The 14,037-nt window shown below is 59.8% G+C and carries 16 protein-coding genes; 7 read left to right on the plus strand and 9 right to left on the minus strand.

The annotated features are described in order from the left end of the window. Nucleotide 1: 1 nt before the first annotated feature. Entirely contained in the window at nucleotides 2–289 is a 288-nt protein-coding gene (locus tag ASG68_RS12285; protein WP_062579064.1) for a metal-sulfur cluster assembly factor, read from the plus strand. Nucleotides 290–382: 93 nt separating this feature from the next. Here ASG68_RS12285 and ASG68_RS12290 read toward each other — a convergent pair whose 3' ends face one another. The 7 genes from ASG68_RS12290 to ASG68_RS12315 all read right to left on the minus strand — a co-directional run bounded on the left by ASG68_RS12290 (nucleotide 383) and on the right by ASG68_RS12315 (nucleotide 6,324). Beyond that, a complete protein-coding gene (locus ASG68_RS12290; protein ID WP_062579065.1) occupies nucleotides 383–1,084 on the minus strand; it encodes a NapC/NirT family cytochrome c in 702 nt (233 codons plus the stop codon). Continuing rightward, a complete protein-coding gene (locus ASG68_RS12295) occupies nucleotides 1,081–1,575 on the minus strand; it encodes a nitrate reductase cytochrome c-type subunit (RefSeq protein ID WP_062579067.1) in 495 nt (164 codons plus the stop codon). Before ASG68_RS12295 ends, ASG68_RS12290 begins: the two co-directional genes overlap by 4 nt. Continuing rightward, entirely contained in the window at nucleotides 1,545–4,049 is a 2,505-nt protein-coding gene (gene napA / locus ASG68_RS12300) for a periplasmic nitrate reductase subunit alpha (protein WP_062579069.1), read from the minus strand. Before napA ends, ASG68_RS12295 begins: the two co-directional genes overlap by 31 nt. Then, a complete protein-coding gene (locus ASG68_RS12305) occupies nucleotides 4,024–4,305 on the minus strand; it encodes a chaperone NapD (RefSeq protein WP_062579071.1) in 282 nt (93 codons plus the stop codon). Before ASG68_RS12305 ends, napA begins: the two co-directional genes overlap by 26 nt. Next, nucleotides 4,298–4,798 carry a ferredoxin-type protein NapF gene (locus tag ASG68_RS30585; RefSeq protein WP_082478632.1) on the minus strand — a complete coding sequence of 167 codons (501 nt, stop codon included), beginning with the start codon at nucleotides 4,796–4,798 and terminating at the stop codon, nucleotides 4,298–4,300. Before ASG68_RS30585 ends, ASG68_RS12305 begins: the two co-directional genes overlap by 8 nt. 4 nt (nucleotides 4,799–4,802) lie before the next feature. After that, nucleotides 4,803–5,015 carry a periplasmic nitrate reductase, NapE protein gene (gene napE, locus ASG68_RS30590; protein ID WP_062579075.1) on the minus strand — a complete coding sequence of 71 codons (213 nt, stop codon included), beginning with the start codon at nucleotides 5,013–5,015 and terminating at the stop codon, nucleotides 4,803–4,805. 79 nt (nucleotides 5,016–5,094) lie between these two features. Then, on the minus strand, nucleotides 5,095–6,324 hold the full coding sequence (locus ASG68_RS12315; RefSeq protein WP_082478633.1) for an NnrS family protein: 1,230 nt from the start codon (nucleotides 6,322–6,324) through the stop codon (nucleotides 5,095–5,097). A 182-nt stretch (nucleotides 6,325–6,506) separates the two neighbouring features. On the opposite strand from ASG68_RS12315, the gene nirK reads away from it, so the two are divergent. The 5 genes from nirK (at nucleotide 6,507) to ASG68_RS12340 (ending at nucleotide 11,222) form a co-directional block, all read left to right on the plus strand. Beyond that, nucleotides 6,507–7,643, plus strand: a complete 1,137-nt coding sequence (nirK, locus tag ASG68_RS12320; protein ID WP_062609743.1) for a copper-containing nitrite reductase — start codon at nucleotides 6,507–6,509, stop codon at nucleotides 7,641–7,643. Nucleotides 7,644–7,716: 73 nt separating this feature from the next. Then, nucleotides 7,717–8,616, plus strand: coding sequence for an SUMF1/EgtB/PvdO family nonheme iron enzyme (locus ASG68_RS12325; RefSeq protein ID WP_156373982.1), 900 nt, complete (start codon nucleotides 7,717–7,719; stop codon nucleotides 8,614–8,616). A gap of 148 nt (nucleotides 8,617–8,764) precedes the next feature. After that, on the plus strand, nucleotides 8,765–9,670 hold the full coding sequence (locus ASG68_RS12330) for a LysR substrate-binding domain-containing protein (RefSeq protein WP_062579083.1): 906 nt from the start codon (nucleotides 8,765–8,767) through the stop codon (nucleotides 9,668–9,670). Between the two features lie 50 nt (nucleotides 9,671–9,720). Continuing rightward, a complete protein-coding gene (locus tag ASG68_RS12335) occupies nucleotides 9,721–10,830 on the plus strand; it encodes an HPP family protein (protein WP_062579084.1) in 1,110 nt (369 codons plus the stop codon). Between the two features lie 134 nt (nucleotides 10,831–10,964). Further along, entirely contained in the window at nucleotides 10,965–11,222 is a 258-nt protein-coding gene (locus ASG68_RS12340; protein ID WP_062579086.1) for a hypothetical protein, read from the plus strand. A gap of 43 nt (nucleotides 11,223–11,265) precedes the next feature. On the opposite strand, the gene ASG68_RS12345 is transcribed toward ASG68_RS12340, so the two are convergent. Both ASG68_RS12345 and ASG68_RS12350 read right to left on the minus strand, forming a co-directional pair. Then, nucleotides 11,266–11,658 (minus strand): hypothetical protein, encoded by a 393-nt coding sequence (locus ASG68_RS12345; RefSeq protein WP_062579088.1) that lies wholly within the window; start codon nucleotides 11,656–11,658, stop codon nucleotides 11,266–11,268. 153 nt (nucleotides 11,659–11,811) lie between these two features. Then, a complete protein-coding gene (locus ASG68_RS12350) occupies nucleotides 11,812–12,837 on the minus strand; it encodes a GlxA family transcriptional regulator (RefSeq protein ID WP_062604059.1) in 1,026 nt (341 codons plus the stop codon). Nucleotides 12,838–13,008: 171 nt separating this feature from the next. On the opposite strand from ASG68_RS12350, the gene ASG68_RS12355 reads away from it, so the two are divergent. After that, the gene (locus ASG68_RS12355; RefSeq protein ID WP_062579092.1) at nucleotides 13,009–14,004 is read left to right on the plus strand and encodes a glycine betaine ABC transporter substrate-binding protein; all 996 of its coding nucleotides are present in this window, start codon (nucleotides 13,009–13,011) and stop codon (nucleotides 14,002–14,004) included. Nucleotides 14,005–14,037: the final 33 nt, after the last annotated feature.

Genomic DNA, 14,037 nt, shown 5'->3' on the forward strand with positions numbered 1-14,037 from the left:
GATGCAGGACACCGCACTTCAACGGCAGGTGGACGCCGCCCTGGCGCAGGTACTCGATCCGGAGCTTGGCAAAAGCATTGTCGATCTCGGGCTCATTTATGGTGTTGTGAAACGGCAGAACACCGTGCATGTCACGATGACGACGACCAGCCGGGGCTGTCCCGCTGCCGACTTTCTCGTTGATGCGGTTCGTGAGCGCGTCCACGCAGCGGTCGGCCACAACAATGTCGAGGTCGAGTTGACCTATGATCCGCCCTGGTCGCCAGCCATGATGCGGATCAAAGCCTGACAGATGCCTCGGCGGAAGCTGTCTCGTTGCATCGTTTGCCGCACGGTATTGCGCGGGTCTGTTCGGTGTCAGGCCACTCCGATCTGTCCGGGTTCAATCGAAAACCGGGTCGCCGAGATAGGCCTGGAGGCGCGCGGTATCAGCGTCCCAGCCATGATAGGAAGCGGTTTTGCCGCTGAGTTCCGCGGGGACTTTCCAGCCGGGATCGACGCCATCCATGTTGGGTAGCTCGTGCGCAATACCCTTGTGACAATCGATACAGGTCGCCTTGCCGGATAACAGGTACCGGGTGTGGATTTCCGCAGCCCGCTCCGTCTGCTTCGAAAGATCCATCGCCATCGACGAATGGCAGTTCCTGCACTCAAGGCTGTCATTGGCCTTTAGCCGTGCCCATTCGTGCTGGGCGAGTTCGAGGCGCATATCGAGAAACTTCTGCCGGGTGTCGATCGTGCCGAAGATTTTGCCCCACACCTCCTTGGAGGCTTGCATCTTGCGGGCAATCTTGTCCGTCCACTGATGCGGCACATGGCAGTCGGGGCACGAGGCCCGCACGCCGGAACGATTGGAGAAATGGACAGTTCTCGTCAATTCCTCGTAGACATTGGTCTTCATCTCGTGACAGCCGGTGCAAAAGGCCTCCGTATTGGTCACTTCGAGCGCAGTATTGAAGGCGCCCCAGAACATGACACCGCCAACAAAACCGCCAAGCGTGAGAAAGCCAAGACTGAGCGTCGCAGCAGGCGTGCTCAAAATGCGCCAGGCCCAGACGACAAGCGCTTTGAGTTTGCCGATCATGGTTCGGATCCCGCGGGCTTGAACCCCAGTTCGCTCATATCCTTGAACGTCGAATCGACCAGCGGCCTGACATCCGCTTGCGGAACGTGGCAGGCGGTACAGAAATAGCGGCGTGGCGAAACGTCCGCCAGCATCTGCCCCTCTCGCGTCATGTAATGGGTGACGCTGATCATCGGCGCGCCCGAGCTTTCCGTCAGTTCGCGCTTGTGACAGGAAAGACAGCGATTGGTGTTGACGGAGAGCTGGTAACCCTCGATCGAATGGGGAATGATTGGCGGCTGGTCGGGATAATTCCGCATCTTGCGGACATCGTCGACCACCCATTTCGGCAGAACCTTCGTCTGTTCGCTCTCCATCGGATTCGTGTTTCCGGAAAGCTGTGGGACCATTTGCGCGAGCGCGACGGTCCCCGAGACGAGCAGGAGGGCGACCCCGACAAGCGCCCGGGAGCGCTTGGCGATCAGGCGACGGGAAGGATCTTGACTGCGCATTTTTTGAAATCCGCCTGTTTGGAGATAGGATCGGTCGCGTCCAGAGTTACCTTGTTGATCAGCTGACTGGCATCGAACCACGGCACGAAAATCACGCCATGCGGCATGCGATTGCGGCCGCGGGTATCGACGCGGCTGATGATTTCGCCGCGACGCGATTGGATGCGGACTTCGGCGCCCTGGTTGATGCCCATGCGCCGCGCATCGTCGCCATTCATGAAGCATCGTGCGCCGGGAAACGCCTTGTAGAGTTCGGGAACACGCATTGTCATCGATCCCGAATGCCAATGCTCGAGCACGCGGCCCGTGACCAGCCAGAAGGCGAATTCGTCGTCGGGAGATTCCGCCGGCGGCTCATAGGGAACGGCAAGAATCACGGCACGACCGTCCTTCTGTCCGTAGAATTTCAGGCCTTCGCCAGCTTTGACATAGGGGTCATAGCCCTCACGATAACGCCAGAGCGTTTCCTTGCCGTCTACCACCGGCCAACGCAATCCCCTGACCTCGTGGTAGCGATCGTACGGCGCCAGATCATGCCCATGGCCCCGGCCGAAGCTCGCATATTCTTCGAACAAGCCCTTCTGCAGATAAAAGCCAAAAGCCTTTGACTCCAGATTTTCGTAGTCTGGGGATAGTTCGCTGATCGGGAATTTGTCGACCTGGCCGTTCTGGAACAGGACCTGATAGAGCGTCTTCCCGCGATATTCCGGGTTCTTGTCAAGGATTTCAGGAGGCCAGACTTCGTCGGTCGTGAACCGCTTGGAAAACTCCACCAACTGCCACAGATCGGATCGCGCCTCGCCCGGCGCGTTGACCAGTTGATGCCAGACATGGGTGCGTCGCTCCGCATTGCCGTAGGCACCTTCCTTCTCGACCCACATGGCGGCGGGAAGAATGAGATCGGCGCTCATCGCGGTCACCGTCGGATAGGCATCAGACACGACGATGAAGTTGTCGGGATTCCTGTATCCCTTGTAGGTTTCGTTGCTGTTGTTCGGCGCAGCCTGGACATTGTTGTTGACCTGCACCCAATAGAAATTCAGCTTGCCATCGTGCAGCATGCGATCCTGCTGGACTGCATGGTAGCCGACCTTGTCCGGCAGGAGGCCGTGCGGCAGCTTCCAGAGTTCCTCAGCATGGGTCCGGTGCTCCTCGTTGGTCACGACCATGTCCGCCGGGAGGCGGTGTGCGAACGTGCCGACCTCGCGCGCCGTGCCGCAGGCGGAAGGTTGGCCGGTGAGCGAGAAGGGGCTGTTGCCGGGCTCGGAGATTTTGCCGGTCAGAAGGTGGATGTTGTAGACCATCTGATTGGCCCATACACCGCGAACATGCTGGTTGAAGCCCATGGTCCAGAGCGACATGACCTTCGTCTTCGGGTCGGCGTAAAGTTCGGCCAACTGCTCCAGGAAGGCGCTATCGACGCCGGAGAGTTCCGCTGTCTTTTCCAGCGTGTATTCCGATATCAACGTCTTGAAGGCCTCGAAGTCGATCGGCTCCATCTTGGCCGCATCGGCGACGCCTTTGGCTTTCATCTCGAGCGGATTGTCCTCTCGCAGGCCGTAACCGATATCGGTCGTCCCCCGCATGAACTTGGTATGCTTGTCGACGAAATCCTGATTGACCCGGCCCGTCTGGATAATGTGATTGGCGATATAGTTGAGGATCGCGAGGTCCGTTCCCGGCTTGAAGATCAGCGGGATATCGGCCAGATCCATGCTGCGATGGGTAAACGTCGAAAGGACCGCTACCTTGACATGCTGATGTCCCAGCCGCCGGTCGGCAACCCGCGTCCATAGGATCGGGTGCATCTCGGCCATGTTCGAGCCCCAGAGCACGAAGGCGTCGGCGTGTTCGAAATCGTCATAACAGCCCATCGGCTCGTCCATGCCGAAGGTGCGCATGAAGGCCACGGCAGCCGATGCCATGCAATGGCGGGCATTGGGGTCGAGATTGTTGGATCGGAAGCCGGCTCTCATGAGCTTGGTCGCGGCATAGCCCTCGAAGATCGTCCATTGCCCGGATCCGAACATGCCGACGGCGGTCGGTCCTTTCTCCTTCAGGACACGCTTCGCCTGGGCCGCCATGACATCGAATGCCTCCTCCCAGGTCACCGGCTCGAACTCACCGTCCTTGGCATAGGCACCGTCGCGTTTTCGCAAGAGCGGCGTGGTCAGCCTGTCCTTGCCGTACATGATCTTCGACAGGAAATAGCCCTTCACACAGTTGAGGCCGCGGTTGACCTCGGCTTCCATGTCGCCGTGTGTTGCGACAACCTGGTTTTCCTTGACGCCGACCATGACGCCGCAGCCGGTCCCGCAAAACCGGCACGGCGCTTTCGACCATTTGATTTCCAGAGCCTGAACCCCGCCCGGCACTGATTGGGCGGCCGCAGGCAGCGCGATGCCTGCAGTCGATGCGGCAATGGCCGCGGCCTGTGCCTTCAAGAGATTACGCCGCGTGAGTTCGACCGTCATCCGATACCTCCTCATCCGAAATTGCCTGCTCGAAAACCATATGCGCACCGAGAACGTCCTCCATCGCGGAGATGCCCAGCAGCGTTTCACCGAGATGGCCGGCAGTTGGCCCTTCAATCACGATCACAATCTTGCCGGAACCCGATCCGTGCACTTCAACGCCGTCGATGCGGCTGAGCCGGTCCGAGATCGTCTCGGCCATCTCGGGGCGGGTCATGACGATCGCACTCGATATGTGATGACGGATATCAGGCATGTTCGACCTCACGGGTGCGGTCATGCATCGATATGCAGCCGTTCGGACATACGCTGACGCAGGCCCCACAACCGCTGCAGGTCTCGGTATCCAGATGCGGAAGAAATGGACCGCCGATCCGGGGGAGGAAGCGGATGGCGGTGGTGGGACAGATCTCCCGACAGGACTGACAATCGACGAAATTCACCGCGAGACAGTCATCGCCGATGACCGCATGATGATAAAACTGCCTGGGATTGTCAGGCGGGAAAACCCGCTCGGGACACCGATCCGCGCACAGTCCGCAGAACGTGCATTCGCCGAGATTGAAGTCTACCGCCGGAACGCCCGATTGAAAGACGATTATTTTCTCGGGGCAGGCATCCAGACAGTCCCCGCACCCGGTGCAATCCTTGATTGTCGTGTCCGTTGCGCCGGGAGGTAAGGGAAGGCGCCTTGTGTTCAGGTGCCTGCCGGTCAGAAAATCACGACGCGTGCCAGATGCAATGCTCATGGCATCATTCCGCCGAATTCGGTGGGGCTGGCACGACATCATGGGGGCCAGGCGGTCCGTAAACGATCTGGTACATCCATACCAGAAAACCGTAACCTCCGACGGCCCCGACGGCGACAACCGGCCAGATTCCGAACGCGAGAACGACAAACGTCAAGAGCTCTCGTCGACGTTTTGCTCGAAATCCGCTGCGATCGTCAGCAATGGTGTCTGACATTGCCTGCCTCCCCAGATTGAGGAAGCCTAGCCCACGTGTATCGAGACGTAAAGCTATGATTGCAAAAATACGCGAGTATTCAAAATGGTGCGCGTGCCGATGGTTTACGTCGCGCGATCAGCATCGGGCCGTATTCCACGAGGTAAAGTCCGAAGCAGGCAATCCACAGCAATCCGGCGATCGGGTAGGTCGAACTGACCGAATTCGGGAAAAACCCGGCCAGGGACCTCACCAGGGCACACAGAAAAATCGCCACATAACTCACGTTCGTCATGGCGGACGCCCGTAACTCGCAGCCCGTGTGGCCGCGTGTCGCGCGCGTCATCACCGCTATCATCATCGCGGCGACGGTGCCGACAGTCAGGACATGGGTCGCGGAGGCTGTTTCCAGCCAGCCCGCTGCAGAAAATGCAATGGCCAGGAAGCCCAGTGGCACAAATGCATAGGCGAGGTGAAGCACAAGAACGAGCGGTTCCCCGACGGTCGTCCAGCCGCGCCATCTCCACAACCGCAGGGCTTGCACGACAGCAGAAAAGCTTGCAACTGCAACTGTCAGGGGACCGGCCGGGGCGATGATCCATGCCGCGAAGGCCGGAATGGCAACAACGATTGCCACCACGTCGAACCGGTTATAGGCAACGGGAAAATCCGTTCTCCCCATCCTGTTCAGCCAGTTGCGCGTGAAACTGGGAAGCATCCTGCCACCGACGACGATGATCATCATGATGAGGCCGGCAAGAGCCAGGCGCACGGAGTGATCGGGACCACCCAGAGCGATCGTTTCGAGGTGGAAGCATCCGTTGGCCAGCGTCAGGACGCCGAGACCTGCGACAACCTTGAGGTCGGCCCATTTCCGGCCGGCTACGATTTCCCGTACGCAGACGGCGAGCATTGTCGGCAGGAACGCTGCCTCGATGACGACGGAGACGCCAAGCCCAAGCCTATCGGGAGACGCGAGAGCGAGGCGACCGGCGCACCATAACAGGAACAGAGCGATCAGAGGCCGACCGGAAACCGGAAGCCGTCCTGTCCAGTTGGGAACTGCTGTCAGCAGAAAGCCGGCCACGATGGCCGAACCGAAGCCGAAGAGCATCTCGTGCGCATGCCAGGCGACTGCTCCGTATGTTCCGCCGATTTCGATCATGCCGGAGACTGCAGCCACCCATGCGACCATTGCGACACACGCCCATACCGCGCCACCAAGGAAAAAAGGCCTGAAGCCGTAGGAGAAAAGGACTGGTCCTGTTGCCGATAGACCTCTCGGGATTCCGCCTTTGGGTCGTTGCGGGACTGCCATGCCACGTATCATTGGTCGCTCCTGTCGTTGCGACCAAACCTAATCAGGCAAACTGCCCGGCTCTTTGTTGAAAGGCAAATCGCCGGTTGAATTGTGGCGGCAGATTGCTCCAGCACAAAGAGGGTTCTTCAGAAGGGGCGTAATTTCCGCCCCAAGAGAACGGAAATGCTCCGTTCCGAACCAGGAGAAGTCCTATGAGCACTACATTTCCCGTCACACGACGCTCGATTCTCGCTGGAGCCGCTTTCGCCGGAGCCCTGGCTCCGTTGGTGGCCGCCTCGGCGGCAAACGCCAGCGCCGAAGCCGTCAACGTGAAGGCCGCCCCTGCGGATCTGGCGAACCTGAAGCGGGTCAAGCTCGAACTCGTCAATCCCCCCTTCGTGCATCCCCATAGCCAGACGGCTGAAGGCGACCCGCGCATCTATGAAGTGACGCTGACCATCCAGGAAAAGAAGATCGTCATCGACGATGCCGGCACCGAGGTGCATGCCATGACTTTCAACGGATCGGTACCCGGCCCGATGATCGTCGTGCATCAGGACGACTATGTCGAAATTACCCTGGTCAATCCAGAAACCAACGAGTTGCAGCACAACATCGATTTCCATTCGGCGACAGGCGCGCTGGGCGGCGGTGCGCTGACCGCGGTCAATCCCGGTGAAAAGGCGGTGATGCGCTTCAAGGCCACCAAGGCCGGCGTTTTCGTCTACCATTGCGCACCTCCCGGAATGGTGCCGTGGCATGTCACCTCGGGGATGAACGGCGCGATCATGGTCCTGCCGCGTGACGGTCTCAAGGACCACAAGGGCAACAACCTCGTCTATGACAGGGTCTATTATGTCGGCGAACAGGACTTCTATGTTCCGAAGGGCGCCGACGGCCAGTACAAGACGTACGAGAGCGCCGGCGAAGCCTATGGTGAGGTCCTGGAGGTGATGAACACGCTGATCCCCAGCCACATCGTCTTCAATGGCGCGGTGGGCGCGCTGACCGGCGAGAATGCCCTTCAGGCGAAGGTGGGTGAAAAGGTCCTCATCCTGCATTCGCAGGCCAACCGCGATACCCGCCCACATCTGATCGGCGGTCATGGTGATTATGTCTGGGCAACGGGCAAGTTCGCAAACGCGCCGGAACTCGACCAGGAAACCTGGTTCATTCCGGGCGGTGCGGCCGGCGCGGCATTCTACACGTTCCAGCAGCCGGGCATCTACGCGTACGTCAACCATAACCTGATCGAAGCCTTCGAAAAGGGCGCTGCCGCCCATTTCAAGGTCGAGGGCGAATGGAACAATGACTTGATGACAGGGATCGTCTCGCCCAACAACCACTGAAGCGAACGAATGTCCGCGCGGCATCCGGCCGCGCGGACCGACCGTCCCGATCCTGCGCCAGGCGAGGATTGCCATGCCCGCCACCAGCACACACAACCGCATTTCACTCTTGTCGATCACGCTCCCTGCCGCCGTTCTGCTTGCCTGCGCAACCGGAATCGCCAGTCAATTGGGGTATTTCGAGCCAAGCGCCACCGTCACCGCTGAAGCGCCGCGTGTCGTGACAATCGCCGGGCGGGCGTTCGAGTACCGGAATTACGGCGAGTTCTATCGCAACGGGTTTGCCGTCGATGGGCCGATGATCAAGGTGCATCACAGCCAGTCGCTGACGATCATGAAATACCAGGTGAGTGAGAAAGAATATGCTCGTTGCGTTCATGCCAAGAAATGCCCTGCGGTGGAGGCCGCCGATGTCCATGGAGCCGATTTCCCGGTTACGGGTGTCAGCTACGATGATGCGCAGGCCTACGCGCGATGGTTAACCGCCGAGACGGGCCAGGTCTGGATGCTTCCAAGCCACGAGCAGTTCGCGTTTGCCGCCGGCAACAAGTTTATTGACGACAGTCTTGGCGTGGATCCGGACAGCCGCAATCCGGCGCTGCGCTGGCTTGCCGATTACGAGCGTGAAACCCGCAGGAAGGCCGAGATGGATCCTTCGCCGAAGAAAAGCGGAGACTTTGGCGAGAACGAGTACGGACTGGCCGATTTCGCCGGAAACATCTGGGAGTGGACTTCGACTTGCCAGCGTCGCATCGATCTTGCCGGCAGCCGCCGCGCAGCACAGTCGATCTGCGGAATCTACGTCACGGTCGGCAAGCACCGTGCTCCGATGAGTTCATTTGTTCGTGACCCGAAAACGGGCGGCTGCTCGGTTGGCGCACCGCCGGCCAATCTCGGTTTCCGCCTGGTTCGGGATGATCGTTGGCATGCTGATATTCTGCGGCGCCTGCGGGACCGCGGGATAATTTCGTGAAGGCGCTCGCGCATGTTGAAGGCTGAGAAGAGCGTCGCTACGACTGTTCAAAGTTCCAAAAGATGACCAGTTATCGCGCTTGAGCGTCACAAGTGATTTCTGTATTGAGAATGAAATCTCTCCATCATTCAGAAATTGAGATATCTGCTTGGACCTCTCGTCGATCGAAATATTCCTCGCCGTAGCGCGCGACCGCAGCGTCACGAAGGCGGCAAAGGTGATTGGACGTGCGCCGTCCAATGTCACGACACGCATCCAGCAGTTGGAGGAAAATCTGGGTGTCGCTCTCTTCAGTCGGGATGGCAAGAAGATGACCCTTACGCGGGAAGGGGAGGCTTTCCTCTCCTACGGCCAACGGCTCGTGGCGCTAGCGCTTGAAGCGCGGCAGGCAGTGAAGCCGCTTCCTCCTTCCGGCACATTGCGCGTCGGAACAATGGAAAGCACGGCGGCGAGCCGGTTGCCGGCGGCCCTCGCGCAATTCAACAGGATGTGGCCGGACGTCTCGCTTCGGCTGACGATGGGTGCCTCCCGCAATCTGACTCACGATGTTCTGACCGGTGCCCTGGACTGTGCGCTGATCGCCCGCCCGCCCCAAACCATGCTGGAGCAGGACGAAGCCTTCGATGCGGACCTCAAGCAACTGGAAGCGGAGGCGGCATTCGTCGAGGACCTTCTGATTGTCCTCCCTGCCGGCCATCCGCAAATTGCATCCGCGGCCGAGCTTCGGGTGGGCGCGCTCGCCGCACTCGAACCGGGTTGCACCTATCGCCGGATCGCCGAACATTGGGCGAAGCAGTCTTGTGATCTCGAAACCAGCCAACTCGGCTCCTATCACGCGATCCTGGCGAGCGTTGCCACAGGCGCTGCTGCGGGGGTGGTGCCAAAATCTGTTCTCGACCTCTTGCATTGGCCGGCAGATGTCCAGACGCATCACTTGGGAACGGTGGAAACGCTGCTCGTTTATCGCAACAGTGATCGTACCAGCGCCTTCAGCGCGTTTCAGGAGGTCCTCCGCCTCACAACGGTCAGGACCTTCAGGGGAATGATGCACTAGCCATCCCCTCCCGTTTCATTCGAAATCATCCAGACAAGATACGGACTATCATGCAACCTTCCGTTCCCCCCAAGGCCGGCTCGAAATCCACTCGCCGGTTTCGCCTGTTCTCCCCGATCCTTGCCGGGGCGACCCTGCGCGAACGCCTGATTGCCTGCATTGGAGCGCTGGTAAGCATCGGCCTGACCGGCTTCATCAGCGGCTATCTGTTTGGACAGGGACCACACCTGCCGCTGATCGTGGCGCCCATGGGCGCTTCGGCCGTTCTTCTCTTCGCGGTGCCAGCAAGTCCGCTCGCCCAGCCCTGGTCGATTATTGGAGGCAACACCATTTCGGCGATGATGGGCATGATCGCAGCCTATTTCATTCCCGATCCAATCATCGCGATCGGCGTCGGCGTTTCACTGGCCATCGGCGTCATGTCGCTGACGCGCTGCCTTCATCCGCCCGGCGGTGCCGCCGCCCTGACTGCCGTTCTCGGCGGTCCTGTGGTCGCGTCTTGGGGCTTCCTGTTTCCCTTCGTCCCGGTGGGTCTGAATTCCTGTATTCTGGTCGCGCTTGGTCTCATCTTCCACAAGCTGTCCCGGCGTAACTATCCGCATGTTGCACCCAAGCCGGCGGAAAACGCGCATCAGACGGTCGATCCGCCGTCCGCATTGCGGGTCGGGTTTCGCGAGGAGGATGTGGATGCAGCACTTGCCGCAGTCCACGAAACGTTCGATATCGATCGAGGAGACCTGGGCCGACTGCTGAAGCAGGTGGAGCTGCAGGCTGTCATCCGCTCGAACGCTGGTATCAGCTGCGCCGACATCATGTCGCGCGATGTGATCGCCGTTGGAGAGGAGGCGGAGCCGGAACACGCACGGCGCCTTCTGCTCAAGCACAATATCCGGACCTTGCCGGTCAGGGACGCGGAGGGGCGCCTGACCGGAACCGTCGGTCTGCGGGAATTATCGGAAGCGACCGGCCCCATCGCTTCCGCTATCGCAAAGCCTGCAGTCGCCTCAGCATCTGACCCGGCATTGTCCCTGCTCCCGGTTCTGACAGATGGGCGCACGCATGCGGTGATCATCGTCGATCCGGATCAGCGCATCCTCGGCCTGGTATCGCAGACGGATCTGCTCAGCGCTGTTGCCCGGCTCTTGTCGACGGTCGCCTGACTGTCAGGACATCCCGACAAATCTGGCGTAAGCTTACAGCAAGTTTGGAAACATATGATTCCTGGTCACTGCCTGACCCAGCAGTGACCACGATAAACCCGACGGACGTTCCGTAGAGGAGGAGGGGTCTGGCTATGCAGCCTGCAATCATATCCAATCAGATTTTGTCGTCAGAAGATCTGGCGCTTCTGCAAACGTTTCTCGAAGCATGGTGCGCCGAGAATGGCGTCGGAATTACCGATGATGCCGCCCGGGACGTCGCGACAGGGTTGATCCATTGGTACATGGACGGCCTGTCCGACAAGAGCCGGTTCAAAGACATGATCGGGGATACGCGGGCCTTGCCGCCCGCTTTGCAGGAGCTTCTGGAAAGGCTCGAATTCATACCCTGAAGTCTCAGCGGCATCCTTGCGCCACCGGATGGTCACTCAGCCGTCAGTGCTTGCTCGCCGGCTCAGGCTGCCCCGTCGGAATGCTGCTGACGGTAGCTGAAACGGGATCGCTGGCCGGGAATGACGCTTCAAGACCCTCGTCAAGCTGCTCTTCCAAAGTCCCCGTGTCCTGCGCGGCGCGGGCGCTGCGGAGCGACGCGGCGGCCGGCGATTCATCGCCGTCCTGAGTTCCGGCAGCGGCTTCCCGCACATCGCCCTTGTCGAATGTCGCGATCTGGATCATCACCGCCTTTGCCTTTTCCTCCGCATTCATGCGGTTGAGGCGGCCTTCACCGTCCTTTTTCAACTGGACGGAGACGATGTCCCCGCCCTCACCAACGAACTCGACGATGAATGTCGAATTCTCATCGTGTACCTGTTTGCCGACGACTTCCATCTGACTCTCCTGTGGTGAGGCCCAGCCGGGGCCATGGTGCGGTTTCATCCCGGATTCAACGGGGAAGAGGCGGCTTTGGTTCCGATGCCGTGCCCGATGGCTGCATTCTGCGATAACGGTGCGTGAGGAGGCCAGCCAACAGGATGGTGGTCCCTACCGCAGACCGAATTCCCGGTGGGAGCGGCGCATCCGCGCCGGGCTGACGTGATAGGTGCGCTTGAACCAGTTCACCAGATGGGCGCAATCGGTGAACCCGCATTCATAGGCGATTTGGGCGATCGACCGGTCGCTGTTCAACACCATCCATTTGGCCGCCTTTAGCCGCATCTGGCGCCAGTATTGGCTCGGTGCCACCTGGAGATGCTTCTGGAACAGGCGTGACAGTTCCCGTTCCGATGTGCCGACGCTGCTGGCGATCTCGGCGATGCTGCAGAGTTCATACATCTTGTGCCGCATCAGGCCGACGGCGTTGGCGACCCGACGGTCCTGGCACTTGAGGCCAATGTCGAGGTCCTCGACCGCGCCCTCCTTGTCGAAGCCGTGGTCGCCGAGAATATAGTGAAACGCCTTGTGGGCGCGAGATTCCCCGCAAGCATTCGACACGAGATACATGGCGAGCTTGATGGACGCCAGCCCGCCGGGACAGGTGATGATATTGCCATCGGCGACGACGGGCATGTCGGAAATCGGGATAATATCCGGAAAAGTCTGTCGCAGCGGTCCAGCAAGGGAGAAATGGACGGCGCAGCGTCGTCCCGCCAAAAGCCCCGCCTCGGCCAGCACGAAACTGCCCGAACAATTGCCAGCCACCGGCACGCCAAGACCGGCAGCGCGGATGATGAAGTCGTAGAGTTCCCGCGGGATATTGTGATCGGCATGCAGGATGCCGCCATGGACAACGATGAAGTCGTAATCGCGGGGATCCGGATAGACCCGTGTCGGCTTCAACTCGAAACCACAGCTGGACCGGATGGGCTCCAGGTCATGCGACAGCAAATCCCAGTCACAGTAAATCCGCCGGCTGAAATCCCCTTCGTCTCCCGCAAGCCGCAAAAAATCGGTGAAGCAGGCCAGTGGCATCAGGGTGAAATTCGGCGTAGCGACGATACCGACGCGCAAGGGGGAGACGGCGTCGGGGGCGGCCTTGCTTGGCCCGAGTTGCGAATAGTCGCGTTGCACGCGGCAAGTCTCCGAACTGCATATGAAATTGTCCTAAATATACAATACGGAAAACCTCAACGCAAATACCATCGGGGTGTTGGTCGAGGCGCGGCAATGGCCTCTCCGGAAGCCCGGAACAGCCTATTTGCCGCAGGAGTGAGCCCGCCAAGTCAAAAAAAGGGGAACACAATGAAGAACTTGCTGTCTATGACTGCCGTCGCCGTGATTGTCGGCTGCGCGTCTTCGGCCAATGCCGATTGCGGCACGGTCAGCGTCGCCAACATGAATTGGCAAAGCGGTGAACTGCTGGCCAATGTCGATAAATTCATTCTCGAAAACGGCTTCGGCTGTCAGGTCGAGTTCGTGCCCGGCGATACCGTGCCGACCATCACTTCCATGGTCGAAAAGGGCGCGCCTGACATTGCCGGCGAATCCTGGGTCGATCTCGTTCCGGAAATCGTCAAGCGCGGCGTTGATGAGCACAGAATTGTAAATATCGGACCAGCTTTGTCCGACGGCGGTATCCAGGGCTGGTACATTCCAAAATTCATCGTCGATGCTCATCCGGACATCAAGACCGTCGATGATGCGCTCGCCCATCCCGAACTGTTCCCGGCGCCTGAAAATGCATCGAAGGGTGCAGTCTTCAATGGTCCGGCCGGCTCCGGCGGCTCGGTCGTCAGTGCGCAGCTTTTCAAGGCCTATGATGGCGCTGGCAAGGGTTTCGAGCTTGTCGATCCGGGTACGCAGGCCGGTCTCGATGGCGCCATGTCAAAGGCCTATGAACGCAAGGAAGGCTGGATGGGCTATTACTGGTCGCCAACGGCCCTTCTAGGCAAGTTCGAGATGGTGCGGCTGGAGGCGGGCGTTGCCCATGACGCCAGCGAATGGAAGCGCTGCAACACCGTTTCGGACTGCACGGATCCGCACAGGAACGAGTGGCCGAAGGACAATGTCGTGACGCTCGTCTCGCAACGGCTGGTCGACAGCGACAAGGTCGGCGTGGTGGAATATCTCGGCAAGCGCTCCTGGAACAACGACACCGTCAGTTCGGTCATGGCGTGGATGACCGAAACGCAGGCAAGCGGCGAGGATGGCGCCAAATATTTCTTCAAGGAGCATCCTGACGTCTGGAAAACGTGGTTGAATGCGGATGTGGCCGAGAAGATCTCAGCCGGCCTTTGATCCCTTTGCGGTGCGGCTTGGCCGCACCGCTTT

Source organism: Rhizobium sp. Leaf453 (assembly GCF_001425605.1).
Lineage (GTDB): Bacteria > Pseudomonadota > Alphaproteobacteria > Rhizobiales > Rhizobiaceae > Pararhizobium.

Excerpts from the sequence above, each read along its gene's own strand:
- ASG68_RS12285 (WP_062579064.1), top strand. The coding sequence starts at position 2 with ATGCAGGACACCGCACTTCAACGGCAGGTGGACGCCGCCCTGGCGCAG.
- ASG68_RS12290 (WP_062579065.1), bottom strand. The coding sequence starts at position 1,084 with ATGATCGGCAAACTCAAAGCGCTTGTCGTCTGGGCCTGGCGCATTTTG.
- ASG68_RS12295 (WP_062579067.1), bottom strand. The coding sequence starts at position 1,575 with ATGCGCAGTCAAGATCCTTCCCGTCGCCTGATCGCCAAGCGCTCCCGG.
- napA (WP_062579069.1), bottom strand. The coding sequence starts at position 4,049 with ATGACGGTCGAACTCACGCGGCGTAATCTCTTGAAGGCACAGGCCGCG.
- ASG68_RS12305 (WP_062579071.1), bottom strand. The coding sequence starts at position 4,305 with ATGCCTGATATCCGTCATCACATATCGAGTGCGATCGTCATGACCCGC.
- ASG68_RS30585 (WP_082478632.1), bottom strand. The coding sequence starts at position 4,798 with ATGAGCATTGCATCTGGCACGCGTCGTGATTTTCTGACCGGCAGGCAC.
- napE (WP_062579075.1), bottom strand. The coding sequence starts at position 5,015 with ATGTCAGACACCATTGCTGACGATCGCAGCGGATTTCGAGCAAAACGT.
- ASG68_RS12315 (WP_082478633.1), bottom strand. The coding sequence starts at position 6,324 with ATGATACGTGGCATGGCAGTCCCGCAACGACCCAAAGGCGGAATCCCG.
- nirK (WP_062609743.1), top strand. The coding sequence starts at position 6,507 with ATGAGCACTACATTTCCCGTCACACGACGCTCGATTCTCGCTGGAGCC.
- ASG68_RS12325 (WP_156373982.1), top strand. The coding sequence starts at position 7,717 with ATGCCCGCCACCAGCACACACAACCGCATTTCACTCTTGTCGATCACG.
- ASG68_RS12335 (WP_062579084.1), top strand. The coding sequence starts at position 9,721 with ATGCAACCTTCCGTTCCCCCCAAGGCCGGCTCGAAATCCACTCGCCGG.
- ASG68_RS12340 (WP_062579086.1), top strand. The coding sequence starts at position 10,965 with ATGCAGCCTGCAATCATATCCAATCAGATTTTGTCGTCAGAAGATCTG.
- ASG68_RS12345 (WP_062579088.1), bottom strand. The coding sequence starts at position 11,658 with ATGGAAGTCGTCGGCAAACAGGTACACGATGAGAATTCGACATTCATC.
- ASG68_RS12355 (WP_062579092.1), top strand. The coding sequence starts at position 13,009 with ATGAAGAACTTGCTGTCTATGACTGCCGTCGCCGTGATTGTCGGCTGC.